Genomic DNA, 19368 nt, shown 5'->3' with positions numbered 1-19368 from the left:
ACACGAAAGGACCGGTCCCGTGGCTCTCACCACGGCGCCCGGCCGGACCCCGCGCACCGGACCGGCCGGCCCCCGCCCCACGCGGCGTCGGGCTGGCCGGGCCCGGCTCGGCGAGGGCCTGGCGGGGTACGTCTTCCTCTCGCCCTGGCTCATCGGACTGATGGGCGTCACGGCGATCCCGATGCTGCTGTCGCTCTGGCTGAGCTTCACCGACTACGACATCCTCACGCCGCTGTCCGAGGTGCGGTGGGTGGGGCTGGCCAACTACGAGCGGATGTTCACCGCCGACCCGTCGTACTGGCACGCGGTGCGGGTCACGCTGACGTTCGCGCTGATCGCGGTGCCGCTGAAGCTGGCCGCCGCGCTCGGCGTGGCGCTGCTGCTCAACCGGGCCTGGCGCGGCGTCGGGCTGTTCCGCAGCCTGTTCTACCTGCCGTCGCTGCTCGGCGGCAGCGTCGCGCTGGCCATCGTCTGGGTCAACATGTTCAACCGGGACGGCGCGTTCAACTCGTTCCTCGCCCTGTTCGGCGTCGAGGGGCTGCCCTGGGTCAGCGACCCGGACTGGGCGCTGGAGACGCTGATGGTGCTGGCCATCTGGCAGTTCGGCGCGCCCATGGTGATCTTCCTGGCCGGGCTCAAGCAGGTGCCCACCGAGCTGTACGAGGCGGCGGCGGTGGACGGCGCCGGGGCGTGGCGGCGCTTCCGCGCGGTCACCCTGCCCATGCTCTCCCCGGTGATCTTCTTCAACCTGGTGCTGGAGACCATCAACGGCTTCCAGGGCTTCACCGCCGCGTTCGTGCTCAGCAACGGCACCGGCGGCCCGGTCGACTCCACCCTGATGTACACGCTGAAGCTCTACATCTCCGGCTTCACCGACCTGGAGATGGGCTACGCGTCGGCGATGGCGTGGGTGTTCCTGGTGGCGATCGGCGTGGTCACCGCCGTCTTCTTCAGCACCGGCCGGTTCTGGGTGCACTACTCGGACGGAGACGACTCATGACGGCGCTTCCTGTCGCCCGCCGCCGGCCGGGCAGCGGCCGCAACGTCCTGCGGCTGGTCGTGCTCGTGGCGATCGTCGCGGTGGTGCTCTACCCGCTGTTCTGGATGCTCGGCACGTCGGTCAAGTCGCAGGCCGAGATCGTCAACAACGTCGGCCTGCTGCCGGAGGTGTTCACCCCCGGCAACTACGTCGACGGCTGGACCAACTTCGACATCAGCTTCGGCCGGTTCTTCCTCAACAGCGCAGTGGTCAGCGCGCTCACCGTCGTCGGCAACGCGCTGTCCTGCCTGCTCGCCGCGTACGCCCTGGGCCGGCTGCGGTTCCGGCTGCGCAAGCTGTGGTTCACCGTGATGATCGGCACGCTGCTGCTGCCCGGGCACGTGCTGATCGTGCCGCAGTACATCCTGTTCCGCAGCCTCGGACTGGTCGGCGGCGACTGGCCGTACCTGCCGCTGCTGGTGCCGCAGTTCCTGGCCACCGAGGCGTTCTTCGTCTTCCTCATGGTGCAGTTCATGCGCGGCATCCCGCGCGAGCTGGACGAGGCGGCCACCATCGACGGCGCGTCCCCGTACGGCGTGTTCCGGCACGTCATCCTGCCGCTGAGCCGCCCGGCGCTGGTCACCACCGCGATCTTCTCGTTCATCTGGACCTGGAACGACTTCTTCCGGCAACTGGTGTTCCTGTCCAGCCTGGAGGACTACACGGTCCCGGTGGCGCTGACGCTGTTCATCGACTCGACAAGCCAGAGCGCCGTCGGCCCGATGTTCGCCATGTCGGTGCTGTCGCTGCTGCCGGTGTTCCTGTTCTTCCTGGCCTTCCAGCGGATGCTCGTCGAGGGCATCAACACCAGCGGGCTGAAGGGATGACCGCCGTGCCTGCCCGTGGCGACTGGCGGGACACGCTGCGCGAGGCGACCGACCTGGCGCTGCTCGGCTTCGCCGTGGCGCTCGCCGCGCTGCCGGTGCTCACGCTCGCCCCGGCGCTCGCCACCGCCAGTGCCGCGCTGCACGACAGGTCGGTCACCGGTTCCTGGCCCGACGCGCGGACCGGCCTGGCCCGGTTCGGCCGCGCGCTGCCCGCCGGGCTGGCGGTCAGCGCTGTCGCCCTGGCCGCCGTCGCGCTGCTCGCCGCCGACCTGGTCGCGCTCGCCACCGGCCGGGTTCCCGGCGGCGAGCCCGCGCTCGCGCTCACCGCCGTCGTGGTCGCGGTCCTGCTCGGGTACGCGGGCCTGGTCACCGTCGCGGTCGGGCGCAGCGGCGGCCGGGGCTGGCGGACGGCGGCGCGTGACGTGGCCCGCACCTGCCCGCAGCGCCCCGGCGTGTGGGCCGCCGCCTCCGGCATCTGTGCCCTCGCGGTGCTGCTGGGCGTGCTGGTCACGCCGGTCGCGGTGCCGATCCTCGGCGGGTACGCCCTCGCGGCGCTGCACGCGCTCGACGCCCGCCGCCCGGTCCCCGCCCCGGACCCGACGTGACCGCCGAACCCCGGCTGGTGGTGGACGGTGTCGAGGTGGCCCGGTACCTGGTCCGGCCGGAGCTGGACCCGCGCCACGGGCCCCGGCCGTACCTGCATCCGGTGCGGACCCGGGCCGGCACGCCGGTCACCGACGCGCTCCCGGCCGACCACGTCTGGCACCTCGGCGCGTCACTGGCCGTGCAGGACGTGGACGGCGTCAACCTGTGGGGCGGCCGGACGTACGTGCGCGGCACCGGCTACGCCTGGCGCGACGACCACGGCGTCATCGCGCACACCGGCTGGCGGGAGCGGACCGCCGACCGGCTGGACCACGACCTGGAATGGCGGGACCGGCACGGCCGGGTGCTGCTGCGCGAGCACCGGCGGATCACCGCCACCCCGGCCGGGGAGGACGCCTGGTGGCTGGACCTGTCCGTCACGCTCACCTCCGCCACCGGCGCCGACGTGCGCCTGGGCAGCCCGGCCACGAACGGCCGCCCGGGCGGTGCCGGCTACGGCGGCTTCTTCTGGCGTGCCGTGGCCGACGGGGAAGCGCGGGTGCGCACCGCCGAGGCGGCGGGCGAGGAGGCGGTGAACGGCTCGGCCGCGCCCTGGCTGGCGTTGTCCGCCTCCGCGCCCGGCGGTGGCGCGTACACGCTGGTGTTCACCGGTCTGGGGCCGGGTGACAGGTGGTTCGTGCGCACCGCCATGTACCCGGGCGTCTGCGTCGCGTACGCGTTCGACACCCCGACGGTGGTCGCGGCCAGCCGGCCCCGGCACAACCGGCACCGGGTGCTGGTCGCCGACGGCCACCTGGACCCGGACGACGTGTCGGCCCGCCTGGGGGTGACGCCGTGAGCCCGGCGGGCGGGCCGGAGGTGGTCTGCGTGGGCGAGACGATGGTGGTGCTCGCCCCTGACGACGGCGGGTCGCTGGAGCGCGCGGCGCGGCTGACCGTCGGCGTGGGCGGCGCGGAGTCGAACGTGGCGGCCGGGCTGGCCCGGCTCGGGCACCGCGCGGCGTGGGTGAGCCGGGTCGGCGACGACCCGTTCGGGCGGCGGGTGGTGGCCGAGGTCGCCGCCGCGGGCGTGGACGTCAGCCTGGTCACCGTGGACCCGGACGCGCCGACCGGGCTCTACCTGAAGGATCCGGGGCCGTACGGCACCCGCGTGCACTACCACCGCGCCGGGTCGGCCGCGAGCCGCCTCGGTGCCGCCGACCTCACGCGTTCCGGGCTGGCCGGGGCACGCCTGCTGCACCTGTCCGGGATCACCGCGGCGCTCTCCGGCACCTGCCGTGACCTGCTCGTATCAGCGCTGGACGGGCGCGCGCTGCCGGGTGCCCGGGTCAGCTTCGACGTGAACCACCGCCCGGCGCTCTGGCCCGCCGACCGGGCCGCCCCGGTCCTGCGCGGCCTGGCCGACCGCGCCGACGTGGTGCTGGTCGGGCTGGACGAGGCGGCCGGACTGTGGGCTGCGGACGATCCGGCCGACGTTCGTGCCCTGCTGCCCGGCCCGGAACTGGTGGTGGTCAAGGACGGGCCGGTCGGCGCGACGGCGCTGCCGCGTACCGGGCCGGCGGTGTTCGTGCCGGCGCTGCCGGTGGACGTGGTGGAGCCGGTCGGCGCGGGTGACGCGTTCGCCGCCGGGTTCCTGTCCGGGCTGCTGCGCGGCCTGGACCTGCGCGCCTGTCTGCGGCTGGGGCACCTGACCGCCGCGCCGGTGCTGGTCGTGCCGGGCGACACCGCGCCGCCGCCTGATCCGGGGACGATCGCGCGGGCGCTGGCGCTGCCGGAGACGATGTGGACCGCGCAGGTCAGGGGAGGGAGTGGGAGATGAGCGGGCACGACTTCGAGGCACTGTTCGGCGACGCGCGGGTGATGGTGATCCTGCGCGACCTGCCTGTCGACGAGACGGTCCGGCTGGCGGAACTGGCCTGGGATCTCGGCATCGCCGTGGTGGAGGTGCCCATCCGTACCCCGGAAGCGGTGCCGGCGCTGCGCGCCGCCGTGACGGCCGGGCGGCGGCGGGACCGGATCGTCGGCGCGGGCACCGTGCGTACCCCGGCGCAGGTCCACGACGCGGTGGCCGCCGGGGCGGCGTTCACGGTGGCGCCGGGCCTGGATCTGGCGGTGGCCGACGCGGCGGCCGGTCTCGGCGTGCCGCACCTGCCCGGCGTGGCCACCCCGACCGAGGCGCAGCGGGCGCTCGACCACGGCCTGGTGTGGCTCAAGGCGTTCCCGGCGGTCAGCCTCGGCCCGGCCTGGTTCCGGGCGGTCGCCGGGCCGCTGCCGGAGGCCCGGTTCGTGGCCACCGGCGGTGTCGACGCCGGCAACGCGGGTGACTTCCTCGCGGCCGGGGCGCGCGTGGTGGCGGTCGGGTCGGCGCTCACCGACCCGCAGCAGCTGCCGCGCCTGGCCACGCTCGCGGCCGGCGGCGCGGTCACCTGACGGTACGGCCGGACGTGGTGGCGGTGGTCCGGATCGCCTTCACGATCGCCGGGATCGACCCGATCAGCAGCACCAGCGCCCAGATCAGCGCCACCACCGCGAACACCACGGCGCCCAGGTCGTCCAGGATGCTGACCAGGATCACCGGCACCAGGCCGTGCAGGAACTGCAGCACCACTGTGCACAGCAGCGTGGTCAGCATCAGCGCGACGAGGCCCTTGTTGCGCAGGAACCGGGGCTGGGCGGCGAGCAGCAGCCCGGCCCAGACCAGTTTGAGCAGCAGCGCCAGCCCGAGCAGCACCGCCGCGTCGTCGACCGGGAAGAACCCCCACACCGCGAGGTACGCCAGCGTGCCGAACGGCGGCGCCAGGAACAGCGACACCATCACCGTCAGCTCGACGAACGCGACGACCAGCAGGACCAGCGACACCAGCAGCAGCACGATCGAGAAGACGAGCGTGGCCGCGCCCTGCACCCGGCCCTGCACCCGGTCCGGCAGCACCAGGCTCAGGCAGAACAGCCCGGTCGTCCAGAGCGCCACCACGTCGATCAGCGCGAGGTAGCCGATGCCCCGGCCGGACGGCTCGGACACCGCGCCGACGTCGCCCAGCTCGACGCCGAGCCGGCCGGCACTGTCCCGCAGCGCCCCGCTCGCGTCGCCGCCGCCGGTCAGCGCCGCCGCGCCCAGCTCCACGCCGACCACGAGCGCCACCGCGAGCAACGCCAGCAGCAGGAACGGCTTGCGCAACTCACCCATGCCGCGTCTCCGTCCCGGTCAGGACCGGGCCAGCGTGACCGAACATCCGCCACCTCCCGGACACCGCAGGAGCACCTCGGTCTCCCGGTCAACAGCCACCTTCGCCACCGCCGGGCCGTCCGCGTCGGGCGCGACCTCGTCGGTGACCGTCACGTCCGCGTCGCCCGGCGCGCGGGCTGTCACCTCGAACGGTGTCGTGCCGCGCAGCACCAGCGTGCGCAGCGCGCCCGGGTCGGCCACCCGCAGCCGGCACACCGTGCCGAAGGTGAGCGTCACCCCGTCGGCGGTGGTGGCCGGTTCCGCGGCCGGCGGCAGGCAGCTCACCGCCACCGTCGCCGGGTCGACCGTCCCGGACCCGCGTCCCAGCCGGGCCAGCGCGCCCGGCCCGGCCGCCGGGTCGCCCCTGTCGTCGCGGCGTCCGGCCACCGCCACCACGTACAGCGCCACCAGCAGCACTGCCACCGCCACCAGCAGCACCTTCTGCCTGGTGGTCATGGCCGGACGACGGGCGTGAAGCGGATCTCGTCCACCCCGGCGAAGTACCTGTCGGTGCCCTGCGTCTTGCTCACCGCCACGAGCGTCAGCTTGTGCGGGCCGCGGGTCAGCTCCAGGGTCCCCACGTCCACCTCGTCGGTGCGGACCACCGTCGGGGTGAACCCGAAGAACGTGTCGCCGACCTGCCGGCCGTCGACCAGCCAGATCGTGTTCGCGTAGTCGAACGACGTGGTCCGCACGGTGGAGAACCGCCAGGTGCCGTCGGACGGCAGGTCTACCTGCACGGTGACCCGGTCGCCGACGCCCCGGCCCAGGAAGAACAGCTGGGCGTCGCCGGACCACACCACGTCGCAGCAGTTCTTTTGCGCCACCACGTCCGCCTTCGCGCCGGTGGTGGACTGCACCGTCGCGCCGGAGACCAGCGTCTCCGCCTCCACGGTCACCGCGTCGGCCTGCGGCGGCGCGGGGGTGTCCGGTCCGCGGGTCACCAGCCAGGCCACCACCCCGGCCACGACCAGCACCAGCGCCGCGGCGGCCGCGATCCACGGCCACGGCGTGCGCTTCGGGGGTACGACGGCCCGTACGTCGTACGTGACCCGGCCGCTGGAGCGGGAACTCTCCTCCGGCGCGGTGTTCGCCGAGTACGCGAACCCGGTCATGTCGTAGCGCCGGGGCGGCGTGCCGGGCGGCACGGCCAGGCGTACCAGGAACGACACCGAGCCCTGCCCGGGCACCACCCGCTGCGGCTCGGCCACGGTGAACCAGGCCCGCTGGCTGCCCTCGCCGGGCGCGACGTCGAAGACGACGGTGTCCGGCGCGGTGCCCGGGTTCGACACGGTGAACGTCAGCTCACCGCTGTTGCGGGCGTCCAGGGTGAACTGTTCGGCGGCGGCGACGACTGTCCATTCGGTGGTCATGACGGCTCCTCGGGCGGATCGTGGGGCAGGGGTACGTGCGCCCGGCCGACCGCGCGCACCGTCGCCACCCCGGCGGCGGGCTCGGCGACGTCCGGCTCGGGCGTGGGCGGCGGGTCCGGGTCGGGCGGCGTCGGGTCGGAGGGCGGGTCGGGCGGGTCCCCGGTGACGACCTCGACGGTGACCGCCGCCGGTTTCTCCGCCTCGACGATGCGGGTGACCAGCGCGAGCCGGTCGGCGGCGGCCGGTGGGACCCGCACCACCAGGTGGAACGGCCGGTCCGGCGGTTCGTCCAGCACGAACCCGGTCACGCCGGTGGCCAGCTCCAGCGCGGTCCGCATGCCGTACGGGGTGCCGCGCCACCGGGCCAGCAGCGCGCCGTGCGCCACCAGGTCCCGCAGCCGGCCCGCCGGCAACGGCAGCGGCGCGTCGGCGCGGGGCGCGGCGACCACGTGGTCCATCGCCACCCAGCGGGTCAGGTACGCCACGAACCCGTCCGGCGTCCGGTACGGCCCGAACAGCGCGTCGACGTCGGCGAGCACCGCCTCGTCCGGGGCGTGCAGCGCCTCCATCACGTCCAGCAGCGCGCCCAGCACGCTGCCCGGGCCGGCGGCCCGCTGGTACGCGGCCGGCAGCAGCCGCTCAATCGCCGCTCGGCGCATCCTGCCGCACCACCTCGATGTCGTGCTCGCCGGAGCAGAGCAGCCAGGTGCCGGGGACGGTGACCACGTCGGCGGTGGCCTGGTTGGCGCTCGCCGTCCAGTCCTCGCCGTCGCCGCTGCGGAACACGCCGCGCTCGCCGCCGGCGAGCACCAGCCGCCCGGCGCCGGAGGTGCCGGTGGGCGCGGTGGCGGCGATGGCGTCGACCGGGACGAACCGGGTGCGGTCCCGCAGCGGCAGGCCGCAGTTGACCATCACGGGCGACCACTGCGGCTGCCCGGCGAGCGTGTCCAGGCGGACCACGCCGCCGCTCTGCGTCGCGGCCAGCGCGAGCGGGCCGCTGAACGCCAGGTCACGGCAGGTGCCGCCGATCCAGCCTGATGCCATCGACTGCCACTTCACGTCCGACTCGAACAGCCGGGTGCGGTGGCAGCCCTGGCCGGGCTTCTTCGGGTCCGGCTCGCCCGCGCCGCACCACAGCAGCGTGGCCGGGCCGTCGTACTGGACGGCGAGGATCCGGTTGTCGACGTTGGCGAGGCCGACGTGGGCGAACGTGCCGGGCCGTCCGGCGGATGTGGACAGGTAGACGCCGAATCCGGCCTGCGCGGCCACCGCCACCCCTGGTGCGCCGCGCTCGGAGACGAACGCGCGCACCGCGTAGAAGCCCCGGTCCGCGTCGGCCGGGTCGACCAGGATCTGCAGCGGCACCGCGCCGGGTAGCAGCGGCACCTCGTACAGGCCCGCGTCGGTGGCCAGCAGCAGCGCGCCGGTGCCGTCCCGGTCGATCCAGGCCAGATCGCGTACGCCGGAGTCGAGGTCGGTCAGCAGCGTCCACGTCTCGCCCAGGTCGGTGCTCAGCCGGACTCGGGAACCTCCGGCGTCGCGGGTGGTCACCACCGCCACCGAACCGGCCCGGGGGACCACGCCGGGGCGTACCGGGGCGGGCGCGGGCACCACCCGCACCACTGTCTCGTCGTCGAACCGGCCGGCCGGTTCCCAGCCCGCCCCGGCGTTGGTGGAGCGGAACAGCACCGGGCCGCCGCCGGCGTACCAGGTGTCGGCCTGGTACTGGTCCACCGCCACGGTCCGTACCTGCGCGTCCGGCGCCTCGTCGACCACGAACCGCACCGACTCGACGTAGCGCACACCCGGCTCGGCGTGCTCCAGCATCCGGTACACGTTGGAGGCGCGCAGCGGCTCGCCGAACGCCCAGCCGGCCGGGTTCAGCGGCGTCGGCAGCGGGCTGAGCGTCTGGTGCAGCCGGTCGTGGATGCGGCGGCGCACTGCGTCCACGTCCTCCTCGCGGCGCACCACCACCCGGGCCCTGATCGACACCGCCTTGTACCGGGCCCAGCCCGCCCGCACCGCCGTACCCAGGGCACGGCGGCGTTCCAGGTCGGCCTCGACCCGGCGGCGGGCCTCCTCCACCTCGTGCTCGCGCAGCACCGCCACCGGCAGCCGGCCGCCGGGACGGGCCGCCTCCGGCACGTACGGCACCAGCACCACCTCGACCTCGCCGGGCCGGGCGAAGCTGTAGACGGCGGCCCGGGTGAACGCCCGCGCCCGCGCCACCGCCCCGGAGCCGGTGGCCAGGATCTCGAAGTCCCGGGCGGTCACCGCGCGCTGCTGGGCGAAGAACTCGTACGGCCCGCGCGCCAGCACCGACTCCAGCGACTCCAGTTCCCGCCCACCGGTGGCCGGCTCCGGGTTGTCCACCCTCACCCCCGGCAGCGGGTCGCGCAGGCTGGTCAGCACGCCCGCCGCGACGTTCCCGGCCGGTCCGCCGCCGCAGCGGTACCAGAGCCGCACCTGCCGTCCGTCCGGCGGCACCGCCGCCACAGTGGTCGCCCCGGCCGCCCCCTCGACGGCCGGGGCGCCACCGTCCGGGCGCAGGTCCAGCGCCGGGGCGAACGTGACCACCCCGGAGGCCCGGTCCACCAGGTAGACCTTCGCCTGCGGGCCGACACCGGCGAAGCTGTCCACCGGCCGCCAGATCTCGTACGTGCGCCCCTCGTGCTCGCGGGCGGCCGCGCCCAGCTCCACCGAACCGGCCGGCACCTCCACGCCGAGCAGCAGATCAAGCGCCTCGGTGGTACGGGTCAGCGGCGCACGGGCCGCCCGCAACACCTGACCGGGCTGCCCGGTGCCGGTGCCCAGCAGTTCCGCCTCGACCGGCTCGCAGTGGTGCACGCGTACCGTCGTCGTGGTCTCCCCGGCGGGCAGCACCGCCGGTTCGGTGGTCACGAAGACGACCGGCCGGGGGTCCGCGCCGCGGGCCGCGGCGACCCGGGTGCCGGCCGGCACCCGCACCGGGCCGCGGTCCGGGCCGGTACGGGTCAGGCGCACGTCCGCCCAGGCCGCCGCCGGTGGATGCCGGGTGACGCCGAGCAGGTTCAGGAACGCCACGTACGCCTTCTCCGGCAACTGGTTCAGCCGGTAGATCATCACCTCGGTCAGGTACGCGAACGCCTCCACCAGCGCCATGCCCGGGTCGTGCGCGGACAGGTCGGTCCAGTCCGGGCAGGACCGGGCGATGCGTTCCCGCGCCTCGGTGACCAGGTCGAGGAAGGCGCGGTCGTCCAGGTGCGGCACCGGCAGCGTCATGACGTGCCCTCCTCGTCTGCGGTTTCCTCGTCGGCGGGCAGCAGGTCGACGGAGAACACCAGGTGGCCGGGGGAGAGGCTGGCCCGCACCCGGTAGTCCAGCCGGATCACCAGGCGCCACGGGTCGTCCGGGTCGGGGCCGGCGTCCACATCGAGCACCTCGACCCGGGGCTCCCAGCGCCGGATCGCCTGCCGCACGTAGTGGATCGCCAGCCCGGCGGTGGTGTCGTCGTTGGGCGCGAAGACGAGCCGGTGCAGCCGCGACCCGTACCCGGGACGCATCAGCCGCTCCCCGGGCGTGGTGGACAGCAGCAGGTACAGCGCCTGGCGTACCGTCTCGTCGCCGTCGGTCATGGCGAGCGAGCCTGCGGCGGTGAGCGCGAGACCACCGGCGCGGCCGGCGTCGAAGCCGGCGCCGACGAAGCGGAAGGCCCTCATGCGTCCGCCCCCAGGAAGCTCTGCCGCACGTCGCGGACCTGGTGGTGCACGGTGCCCGGCGGGGTGCCGTCGGTCAGGCCGTCCAGGTGCGACAGCACCACCGGCTGCCGGTCCACCCGCACCCACGTGCTGTAACCCACTGTCACGGTCAGCGTGTGCAGGCACGGTTTGATCGTCGGGCCGTAGTTGGGGCAGGCGGTGATGTCGCGCCCCTCCGGGTCGGGGCGGATCAGCACCGGCACGGCCTGGACCGTCACCCACTGCTGGGACGGGCGGTTGCTCACCCGCCCGTCGTGTCCGCAGGTGATCAGCGAGTCGCGGTGGATCCAGCGCATCAGCCACCTCCGGCGGAACGGGCGAGCGTACGGGCCTGCGCGGCGGCGGTCTCGGCGTCCTCGGCCGCCGGGGCGTGCAGGAAGTCGACGGTGCGGCCGCGTACCACGACGGCCCGGCCGGGCGCGGAGAGCACCAGGTCACCGGCGGCGTGCACGGTGGTCAGCTCGGGGCGCAGCTCGACGAAGCTGCCCGCGTCGGTGGCCAGCCGCAGCGTCCGCCCGTCGTCGTCGATCACGATGGACTGCCCGGTGCCGGTCCGCATCGACCAGCGGCGCGAGCGGCCGGACACGATCCCGGTGTCGTACGGCTCGACCGCGCCGAACAGCGAACCGAGCACCACGCCCGAGGCCGGTTCGCCGCCGGGCAGCGCCACCAGCACGGTGTCGTCCGGGTCGGGCAGCGCGACGATCCCCTTGCCCCGGCCCGCGCCCGGGCAGAGCACCGCGAGCCAGCCGGCGTCCAGATCGCCGTACGCGGGCAGCGTCACCCGGGCCCGGCCCAGCCCGTCCGGGTCGTCGACGTCGGTGACGGTGCCGAGCGTGACAGTCGCCGCCGGGGGCGCGGCCGACGGCGGCGGGCCGGGCGGCACCGTGGAGAACCGGGTCAGGTGCCCGTCGGCGTCCACCGTGTGCACCACCTCGGTGAGCACGTACACCCCGGCCAGCGGCTCCGGGACGCCGGCCAGCGCGATCCGCCGGCCCGGCCGCAGCGCCGGGTCGCCCTCCGCGGTGCCCTCGGCGGTGACCAGCGCCGCCACCCGGGCGTCCAGCCCGGCCTGGGCCAGCGCGGCCAGCTCGTCGTCGCTGCGGCCCGGCTGGTCCACAGCGGTACGGACGCCGTCCGCGCCCACGTCGCCCGGGTCGGGGCGCAGCGGAATGCGCCGCCCGCTGCGCGCCTCGTCCGCGCGCTGGCTCAGCGGCTCGGCGCGCTGCGGGTGCCAGCCGAGCACTGCGCACTCCGCGCCCGCCCGGTCCAGGTTCTCGGTGATCCGCAGCGCGTGCACCGTCTCGCCGAGCGTCAACGGCAGCGGCTCCCCGTAGCCGTCCAGCGTGCACAGCCGCAACCGGTCACCGTCCACGCCGAGGTGCAGCCCGGCGCGACCGGCCACCTCGCACAGCAGATCCAGGTCGGTGTGCCGGTGCTGGAGCAGCCGGTCCAGGCGCGGCCCGTCGTCCTCGGCCGCCACGCTCAACCCCAGCCCGGCGCACAGGTCGGCGGCCAGCTCGGCGGCGGTCACCGACTCGAACACGCGCAGCTCCTGCCGCTTGCGCAGCCGGTGCAGCGGGTCGTACGCCCGGATCCGGGCCAGCGCGGCGCCGTCACCGGCGTACTCCCGCTCGACTGCTGTCACCTCGCCGGTGAACAGCGCCTCCGCCTGCCCGTCGAGGCGGACGTCGACTGTGGCGCCGGGGCGTACCGGAGGGTCGAGCGGACCCGCGCCGGGAGCGGCGGCGAGGGTCAGCTCGCACTGTGCCGGGCGGTCGAGGCGGGCGGCGACGCGGATGCCGCGCAGCCGGGCCGGATCGGCCAGCGGTCGCCCGTCGACTGTGACCAGGGCGGCCCGGCTCACGGCGCACCCCCGGCGGCCGCTCGCCGCGCCGGGCTGGCCGCGTGGCGGGTCACGGCGTGCCTCCCGCGGTGACAGCGTCCGGCGCGACGGTGGTGGCGCCGACCGGCGGGACGGCGAGCGCGGTGCCGGCGGGCACGGTGAGCGGGTCGGTGATCCGGTTGTGCTCGGCGAGCAGCCGCCAGCGCAGCGGCGAGCCCAGCGCGTCGTGGGCGAGCAGGTCGAAGCGCACCCCGGACCAGCCCGGCTCGGCCGCGCCGTCGGCGGCGGCGACCACCGCGGACCCGGGCGCGACAGCGGGTGTGCTCGCCGCGGCCAGTTCCTCCTCGAACCCGGCGCGCGCCGCCTCCGCGCCCTCGGCGACGCGGACCAGCTTCAGCCGCAGCCAGGAGCGCCGGGGCGTACCGGTGAGGGTGAACGCGTCGAAGCGTTCCGCGATCGCGGTGATCACGCCCGGGACGTTCCAGGTCTTGCCCCAGACCAGGCGGACCAGCGGCGGGCGTAGCCAGCCGTGCTCGACCGCCGAGTTCTCTGCCAGCATCCACAGCGGCCGGGTCAGCGCGCGGACGTCCTCGGGCCGGGCCGGCGACTCCACGAAGTCGACGTCGAAGAGCAGGTCCAGGACCAGTTCGGTACGCCCGCCGCCGGTGAAGACCAGCGGGTCGTCGGCCAGCCCGGCGCCGGTCAGCGGCCCGTCCGGTCCGCCGCGCGGGCGTACCCCGGCCACCCGGGTCACCTGCACGGTCTCCGGGTTGAGCAGGCAGTCGACCCGGGTGCCGGACTCGTCCACGAGGAAGGCGACGCGCTCCATCAGTCACCCGCCTGTTCCTGGTCCAGCCGGGCCGTGTCGCTCCACGGCGTGGGCCGCGCGCCAGGCCAGGCCGGTTCGGCCGGGAGCGCCGGCCACGGATCCGCGTGCGTCCCGCCGCCCTCGGCCATCCCGGTCGCCACCTGGCCCGTCGTGCGGATCGGGTCGGAACCGTCCGGCAGGGCCGGCCACGGGCTGCTGTACGTGGGACGCGCGGGCCACCGACCCTGCCTCTCCCCGGACGCCGGGTCGTGTCCGCCCGGGTACGGCAGGCCGGCGGCGCGCCCCGGGTACTGGGCGACGGATCCGTCCCTTGTCCCGTCGCGACCGTTCGTTGATCCGGTTCGACCGCCCTTGATGCGTGCGGCCGGTCCGCGCGGCAACGACGGTGGCGCAGCCGCGAAGGCGAGCGGGGGCATGTCCCCTCGACCGGACGGCACGTCCGCTCCGGCGATGTCGTCCCTGCGCGTCGGCCGGCCCCGGTCGACCTGTGGGAGGTTGCGGAGCGGGTCCATCCGGTCGGGGCCGGGCCTGCGCTCGGACGGTGACGGCCGGTCCGATTCGCCGGATCCCACGCGACCCGGCGATCCGATCGTGTCCCGGCTGCCGGCGGGGTGTACGGGCCCGGCGGTGCCAGCGGGCACGCCCGGGTCGGTGGGCCGACCGGTGCCGTCGCCGCTCGCGCCCCTCGTGCCGGTGAGGGCCGGCCTGAGGGCGCGGGTCACCACCGGCCGGCGTGCCGGGGGCGCGCCACCGATGGCTTCCGTGGTGCTTGCGGTACCGGTCGGGCCGACGGCGCCCGGTGACCCGGTCCGGTCCGGCATACGCGCCGCTCTCGTCCTCTCCGGTGCCCCGGCCAAGCCGATCGGCTCCGTCACGAACCGGTTCGCGGGTTCACCCGCAGACGCCCCGTTGTCCCACGACCGCGAGGCCCCGTCCGAGCGGGACCGGGCGCCCGGCGTCGGCGTGGAGGGCGCCGCCCCGCTCACTTCCCACCCGGCACTCGTCGCTCCCGGCGACCGCGCACCGCGCCCCGGCTCCGAGTTCCCGCTTGCCGAGATCCCCGTCCCACTTCCCAGGAGCTCCGGGAGATCTTGGTAGGAAACGGCCCCTATAGGGGTCCTTTCGTACCGAGATCTCGGCGGGCTGTTGCGGAAAGCGGCGAGTCCGTTGATCAAACGTGCCATCCAGCGCCACCGGCCCCTCTGGCGCCGCTCGTCGGAGAGCGGGGGAGGAGCGGAAACCGGCGGAAGGTCGCGCAGCAGGCCGGGGGCGTGCGCCGCCACCAGCCGCCGCCAGTGCTCGGGCGGCTGACCGGGGGCGGGCTGCTGGCCGGGCAAGGATGGCGCGTCCTCGGCCGGGGCCGGACCGGACAGGCGATCCGCAGTGACCCGCAGCGCGCGGGCCAGCCGGTCACGCGCCCGCCGGGGCGGCGGCACCGCCGGCCTCCAGTTCCAGGCCCTCGTACGCCAGGGTCAGCGCCTCGATGGCGATCTCCTGCGACAGGGTGTTCAGGTGCGCGCCCCGCCACCGGGTCGGCCAGGCATTGATCATGTTCCAGCGCAGCACCTCGGCGGTGCCGGCCGGGTCGAGCAGCACCACCGAAACGTTGCGCCGGTTGACGGTGCCCTTCGCCGCCGCGTTCACCCAGTCCCACAGCTCACGCGAGCTGGTCAGGCCGAAGTGGAGCGTGACCGGGGCGTACTCGACCTGTCCCGGCACGGCCCGGATGCGCTCGTTGCCCGCCTCCCGGTACGACAGCGCGGGAATCGCCACCTCGAAGCCGCTGACCTCGGTGAAGTGCCCGTTGGTGATGCCGTTGATCAGCAGCTTGAAGTGGTAGGCGCGGTACGGGTCGACGGGCGCCCCCGGCTGCGGCGTCGCGGTGGTGGGCATGTCAGCCTCCGATCGTCTCGGTCTCGGTGCCGCCGGCCCACTGGCTCAGCTTGAACACCACGAACTCCGCGGGCTTGACCACCGCGATGCCGATGTGCGCCACCACCATCCCGGCGTCGCGGACGTCGGCCGGGTTGGTCTCCTCGTCGCACTTGACGAAGAACGCCTCCTCGGGCGTACGGCCGAGCAGCGCGCCGTCGCGCCACACCCGGGTGAGGAACGCCCCGATGTCGCGGCGGATCGAGCGCCACAGCGTGAAGTCGTTCGGCTCGAACACCATCCACCGGGTGCCGCCCGCGATGGCCTGCTCGATCGAGATGGACAGCCGCCGTACGTTCAGGTAGCGCCACTCGCTGGCCTCGGCGGCGAGCGTACGGGCGCCCCACAGCCGGATGCCCTCCCCGGCGAAGAACCGGATCACGTTGACGCCCTTGGGGTTGAGCACGTCGTGCTCGGGCCGGGTCACCCGGTACGCGAGGTCGACGGCGCCGCGTACCGGCTCGTTGGCGGGTGCCTTGTGCACGCCGCGCAGCGCGTCGGTGCGGGCCCAGATGCCGGCGACGTGCCCGCTCGGCGGGGTGAGCACCAGGTCGCCGCTGAGCGGGTCACGGACCCGGATCCACGGGAAGTAGAAGGTGGCGTAGTCCGACTGCCGGGGCCGGTCGCCGCCGGGCGGTTCGTCGTCGGCGTCGCCCGGCGTACCCTCGGCGGGTTTGTCGGCCGAGCCGGCCGACGCGGGCTTGGGCGGCTTGCCCGGCGTGGCGACGCGGGTGAGCCGGGAGACGTCGGTGACCTCCGGCGGCGGGTCGCAGATCGCCACCATGGTGCGCAGCCGCTCGGCCATGCTGATCAGGGCCTCGTGCGAGACCGGGTCGTGGTAGCCGGGCGCGGCCACTATGGAGACCTCGTCGATCGCCTCCAGCAGTTCCAGGCCGCCGCGCCGCCCGCCGGTGCCGGTGAGGCGGCCGCCCTCGCCGACGTTCACCACCCAGCAGCGGGTGCCGCCGTTGTCCAGGAAGCCGAACACGGCGCGGGCCAGCGGGGTGCTCTCCAGGTGCTCGCCGTCGGCGTACAGCCGCAGGAACTCGGTCCAGCTGTTCACCGCCAGCGCCTCGCCGACGTGGGCGCCCCGGTCGGGCGCGACCCCGACGAACGCGGCGGTGCTCATGCCGACCGGTCCGATCGGGCGGGCCCCGCTCGGTACCTCCTCGACGTAGATGCCGGGGGAGAAGTAGGTGGGCATCGGTCCTCCTCGGACGTCAGTCGGGCGCGCGGACGACGATCAGGTGGTCGCCGTCCGGATCGAGTTCGGCGGTGTGGACACGTCCCGCGCCGACCAGCCGGATCCGCACCGGGGCCTCCGGCGCGTCGGGGTCGTGCGGCACGCCGGTCAGCCGGAACCGGCCGGCGGTGTCGGTCTCGGTGGCCTGGGCGGTGCCCACCAGCTCCACCCGGACGGCGGCGAGCGGCTGGTCCTGCGGGCCGACCACCCGGCCGTCGAGCGTGCGCATGCCGAGCTGCCGCAGTCGCAGCGGGTGCCGCACCGGCGGCGCGACCGGGACCGGCCGGTCGATCCGGGCCGGCACGTCCAGCAGCAGCGCCGGCCGGGGCGCCACGCCGAGCGCCCGCCACAGCGCCGGGTCGCCGGTGGCGAGCACCAGCTCCGGCCGGCCGGACGTGGTGGCGGCGGCGAGCACCCGGTCCAGCGCGGGCAGCGCCGCCGGCCCGCCGCCGGAGACCAGCAGCCGGACCACGAACCGGTACGGCTCGCGCGCCGCGCCGCCGGTGGCGGTCTGCCGGGCCGGCCGCAGCTCCAGCGGCCAGACCGTGAGGCCGCCGCCGGGGTCGTCGCGCGGCGGGCCGACCGGTACGGGCTCACCCGTGGCTCCGGTCAGCCAGCTCGCGACGTCCGCGACGGCCGCCTCGATCGCGCCGGTCATCGCGGTGGCGTCCCCTGGATCCGGTACGCGATGGCCTCGTTCCACACGTGCGGGTAGACGCCGATCTCGAAGTAGCGGGTGAACCGGTTGATCGGCGCGTTGGTGTGGTCGTGCCAGAGCAGCCACACCGGGGCGATGGTGAACAGCACGTAGTTGAGCGCGACCAGCGGCAGGTAGAACGGGCCGAGCAGCCGGGCCTGGAACACGTGCACGTCCTCGTGGCGCTGGATGCCCGGGCTGGAGCCGGCGCACACGGTGCCGATCGTGGTCGCGTACCGGGGTGAGACGCCCTCGATCACGTTGACCCGGCCGCTGCCGGCCGAGACGATCCGGTCGAGCTGGTGGCCGAAGACCAGGTGCAGGGCCAGGAAGAGCGCCCCGGCGAACGTGTTGAGCAGGCTCCAGGTGTGGTCGACCACGAACAGGAAGATCCCCTTCGGGTCGGGGCCGTACGTGCCGGCGGACGCGGACGCCCAGCCGAAGGGCGCGCCGACGAGCAGGCCGACGACCGCGCCGGTCAGCAGGCCGACGGTGCCGGCGGCGAGTTGCCCGAGTACGGCGCCGAAGACGACCTGGACGGCCGCGCTGAGGATGCCGAAGATCATGGGGTCACCTCTCTCAGACCCAGGAGCGGACGTAGCGGGGCTCGCGGCCCTGGGCGAGCTGGGTCGGCGACGCCTGCGTCGCCTGCCGGTTACCAGGGGGGAGCTGGTTGACGCCGAGCGCGGCGGAGAAGATCACCAGCCCGTTGAAGAACGCGATGATCCACTTCTCCGGGCCGGCGTCGGCGGCGAACGCGGCGGTCAGGTAGGACAGCAGGAGCGCGAAGCCCAGCGCGATCCACTTGCGCGCCTTGTCGCCGCTCGGGCCGATCAGCCCGCCGATGACGTTCGCGGCGAGCAGGGTGGCGGCGCTGGCGCCGGTGAGGCTGCCCAGGGCGGCCCAGGTGAAGAGATCGTTCACGGCGATCCCCCTCTTTTCGGTGGTGCGGTGGTGCAGGTCGGGGTGGGATGGTGCGGCGGCGTTCCGGGTCACGTGACCCAGCCTCCGCCCGGTGTGCTGGTGGGCCGCCGGCGCGGACGCCGTCGGTGGTCGGTGGGCTCAGGCCGGCGGACCGGCGGGTCGAGTCGGTGCGTCGGGCGCGGCCGGGGCGCCGGTGGAGGCCGGGGCGGGGTCGGCCGGCACGCCCGGGCCGGTGGTCGCCGTCGCGTCCGGGCCGCCGCGGGAGCGCCGCCGCCGCATCAGCAGCACGAGCACGACGGCGGCGACCAGCAGCAGGACGACCACGGCGGCCACCACCGGCAGCCACGGGAAGGAACCGTCACCGGTCACCACGGCGGCCGGGCTGGTGGCTGGCGGCGGGGGCGCCTGGGCCACGGCGCGCAGCTCGGACGGCTTGGGCTGGTTGGCGACCACCTTCCAGGTGACCGAGCGCCCGGTGACAGTGCCGTTGGTGTCGAGCACCCGGCCGGGGAACGTCACCGAGATCTCGAACGCCATCAGCGTCATGAACGCCTGCTGCTGGCGCGGATCCTGCTGCCCGAACTTGCCGCCGTATTTCTTCGGGTCCAGCGGGAGCGAGAAGCGATACAGATCATCGTCCCGGACAAGATTCACGCTTTCGCTCGTGAATTGTGCCAGCGGTGTTTTCCGGTACGTGATCTGAATGCCGTACGAGGTGGCGTCCTCGTACCGGGTCTCCGCTCCGGGCGGAAGTGAGGGAATGTTCGGCCGCAGTTCCGCGAAGGCCACCGCCGGGTCCGGGTTGCGCTGCTTGAGCACGGACTTCGGCGCGGTGAGCAGGAGCTGACCGGAGACCGTGTCGTCGTCGTTCACGGTCAGCCCGAGGTTGAGCTGCATGCAGCCGCTCAATATCGCCACGAGGGCGAGACACACCGCGAGGCGGAATGCCCGGCTGCGGCGGAGTCTCGTATTCATGCGCTCAGTGTGAGCCGGTGCAGCCCGCCGGGCAGTCCGTGATCGGTCGCCGTTCTGTCGCCGATCTTACCGGCGTCCTCTCCCATTCGGACGACGTCGAAAACGTGAGCGATCG

The 19368-nt window shown here is 74.8% G+C and carries 21 protein-coding genes; 6 read left to right on the top strand and 15 right to left on the bottom strand.

Features of this window, described 5'->3' with window-relative positions:
- The first annotated feature begins 19 nt into the window (after positions 1–19).
- From DQE82_RS13575 to DQE82_RS13550, 6 genes are read left to right on the top strand one after another with little or no spacing between them, the layout of a single operon-like run.
- Positions 20–1000: a carbohydrate ABC transporter permease gene (locus tag DQE82_RS13575; protein ID WP_047892450.1), complete on the top strand. Its 981-nt coding sequence runs from the start codon at positions 20–22 to the stop codon at positions 998–1000.
- Positions 997–1866 carry a carbohydrate ABC transporter permease gene (locus tag DQE82_RS13570; protein ID WP_043323561.1) on the top strand — a complete coding sequence of 290 codons (870 nt, stop codon included), beginning with the start codon at positions 997–999 and terminating at the stop codon, positions 1864–1866. The genes DQE82_RS13575 and DQE82_RS13570 overlap by 4 nt, the downstream gene beginning before the upstream one ends.
- A complete protein-coding gene (locus tag DQE82_RS13565; protein WP_113972865.1) occupies positions 1863–2471 on the top strand; it encodes a hypothetical protein in 609 nt (202 codons plus the stop codon). Before DQE82_RS13570 ends, DQE82_RS13565 begins: the two co-directional genes overlap by 4 nt.
- Positions 2468–3310, top strand: a complete 843-nt coding sequence (locus DQE82_RS13560) for a PmoA family protein (protein ID WP_113972864.1) — start codon at positions 2468–2470, stop codon at positions 3308–3310. The genes DQE82_RS13565 and DQE82_RS13560 overlap by 4 nt, the downstream gene beginning before the upstream one ends.
- Entirely contained in the window at positions 3307–4290 is a 984-nt protein-coding gene (locus DQE82_RS13555) for a sugar kinase (RefSeq protein ID WP_113972863.1), read from the top strand. Before DQE82_RS13560 ends, DQE82_RS13555 begins: the two co-directional genes overlap by 4 nt.
- On the top strand, positions 4287–4901 hold the full coding sequence (locus DQE82_RS13550; protein WP_113972862.1) for a bifunctional 4-hydroxy-2-oxoglutarate aldolase/2-dehydro-3-deoxy-phosphogluconate aldolase: 615 nt from the start codon (positions 4287–4289) through the stop codon (positions 4899–4901). Before DQE82_RS13555 ends, DQE82_RS13550 begins: the two co-directional genes overlap by 4 nt.
- On the opposite strand, the gene DQE82_RS13545 is transcribed toward DQE82_RS13550, so the two are convergent.
- The 15 genes from DQE82_RS13545 to DQE82_RS13470 form a co-directional block, all read right to left on the bottom strand.
- The gene (locus tag DQE82_RS13545; RefSeq protein ID WP_113972861.1) at positions 4894–5658 is read right to left on the bottom strand and encodes a hypothetical protein; all 765 of its coding nucleotides are present in this window, start codon (positions 5656–5658) and stop codon (positions 4894–4896) included. The genes DQE82_RS13550 and DQE82_RS13545 overlap by 8 nt on opposite strands.
- Positions 5659–5676: 18 nt before the next feature.
- Positions 5677–6153: a hypothetical protein gene (locus DQE82_RS13540; RefSeq protein ID WP_069088529.1), complete on the bottom strand. Its 477-nt coding sequence runs from the start codon at positions 6151–6153 to the stop codon at positions 5677–5679.
- Positions 6150–7070, bottom strand: a complete 921-nt coding sequence (locus tag DQE82_RS13535; RefSeq protein WP_113972860.1) for a hypothetical protein — start codon at positions 7068–7070, stop codon at positions 6150–6152. The genes DQE82_RS13540 and DQE82_RS13535 overlap by 4 nt, the downstream gene beginning before the upstream one ends.
- Positions 7067–7729, bottom strand: a complete 663-nt coding sequence (locus tag DQE82_RS13530; protein ID WP_113972859.1) for a phage tail protein — start codon at positions 7727–7729, stop codon at positions 7067–7069. Before DQE82_RS13530 ends, DQE82_RS13535 begins: the two co-directional genes overlap by 4 nt.
- The gene (locus tag DQE82_RS13525) at positions 7710–10331 is read right to left on the bottom strand and encodes a putative baseplate assembly protein (RefSeq protein WP_113972858.1); all 2622 of its coding nucleotides are present in this window, start codon (positions 10329–10331) and stop codon (positions 7710–7712) included. The genes DQE82_RS13530 and DQE82_RS13525 overlap by 20 nt, the downstream gene beginning before the upstream one ends.
- Positions 10328–10768 (bottom strand): GPW/gp25 family protein, encoded by a 441-nt coding sequence (locus tag DQE82_RS13520; RefSeq protein ID WP_069088533.1) that lies wholly within the window; start codon positions 10766–10768, stop codon positions 10328–10330. The genes DQE82_RS13525 and DQE82_RS13520 overlap by 4 nt, the downstream gene beginning before the upstream one ends.
- The gene (locus DQE82_RS13515; RefSeq protein WP_064445743.1) at positions 10765–11103 is read right to left on the bottom strand and encodes a hypothetical protein; all 339 of its coding nucleotides are present in this window, start codon (positions 11101–11103) and stop codon (positions 10765–10767) included. The genes DQE82_RS13520 and DQE82_RS13515 overlap by 4 nt, the downstream gene beginning before the upstream one ends.
- Positions 11103–12674, bottom strand: coding sequence for a phage baseplate assembly protein V (locus DQE82_RS13510; RefSeq protein WP_113972857.1), 1572 nt, complete (start codon positions 12672–12674; stop codon positions 11103–11105). The genes DQE82_RS13515 and DQE82_RS13510 overlap by 1 nt, the downstream gene beginning before the upstream one ends.
- A gap of 49 nt (positions 12675–12723) precedes the next feature.
- Complete coding sequence (locus tag DQE82_RS13505; protein WP_113972856.1) at positions 12724–13482, bottom strand: hypothetical protein; 759 nt, start codon at positions 13480–13482, stop codon at positions 12724–12726.
- Positions 13483–14892: 1410 nt separating this feature from the next.
- Entirely contained in the window at positions 14893–15375 is a 483-nt protein-coding gene (locus DQE82_RS13495) for a phage tail protein (protein ID WP_043323571.1), read from the bottom strand.
- Position 15376: 1 nt separating this feature from the next.
- Positions 15377–16618, bottom strand: coding sequence for a phage tail sheath subtilisin-like domain-containing protein (locus DQE82_RS13490; protein WP_064445747.1), 1242 nt, complete (start codon positions 16616–16618; stop codon positions 15377–15379).
- A 16-nt stretch (positions 16619–16634) separates the two neighbouring features.
- Positions 16635–17315, bottom strand: coding sequence for a carboxypeptidase-like regulatory domain-containing protein (locus DQE82_RS13485; RefSeq protein WP_113972854.1), 681 nt, complete (start codon positions 17313–17315; stop codon positions 16635–16637).
- Positions 17312–17920 (bottom strand): glycine zipper family protein, encoded by a 609-nt coding sequence (locus DQE82_RS13480; protein WP_113972853.1) that lies wholly within the window; start codon positions 17918–17920, stop codon positions 17312–17314. The genes DQE82_RS13485 and DQE82_RS13480 overlap by 4 nt, the downstream gene beginning before the upstream one ends.
- 13 nt (positions 17921–17933) lie before the next feature.
- Positions 17934–18278: a hypothetical protein gene (locus DQE82_RS13475; protein WP_069088684.1), complete on the bottom strand. Its 345-nt coding sequence runs from the start codon at positions 18276–18278 to the stop codon at positions 17934–17936.
- 138 nt (positions 18279–18416) lie between these two features.
- A complete protein-coding gene (locus DQE82_RS13470; RefSeq protein WP_233514659.1) occupies positions 18417–19253 on the bottom strand; it encodes a DUF3153 domain-containing protein in 837 nt (278 codons plus the stop codon).
- Between the last annotated feature and the right edge of the window lie 115 nt (positions 19254–19368).

Origin of the sequence: Micromonospora sp. LHW51205 (assembly GCF_003315815.1) — a bacterium.
Taxonomy (GTDB): Bacteria; Actinomycetota; Actinomycetes; order Mycobacteriales; family Micromonosporaceae; genus Micromonospora; species Micromonospora chalcea.
Note: the sequence above shows the minus strand (reverse complement) of the source record. Positions and strands in the feature narration are given on the sequence as shown.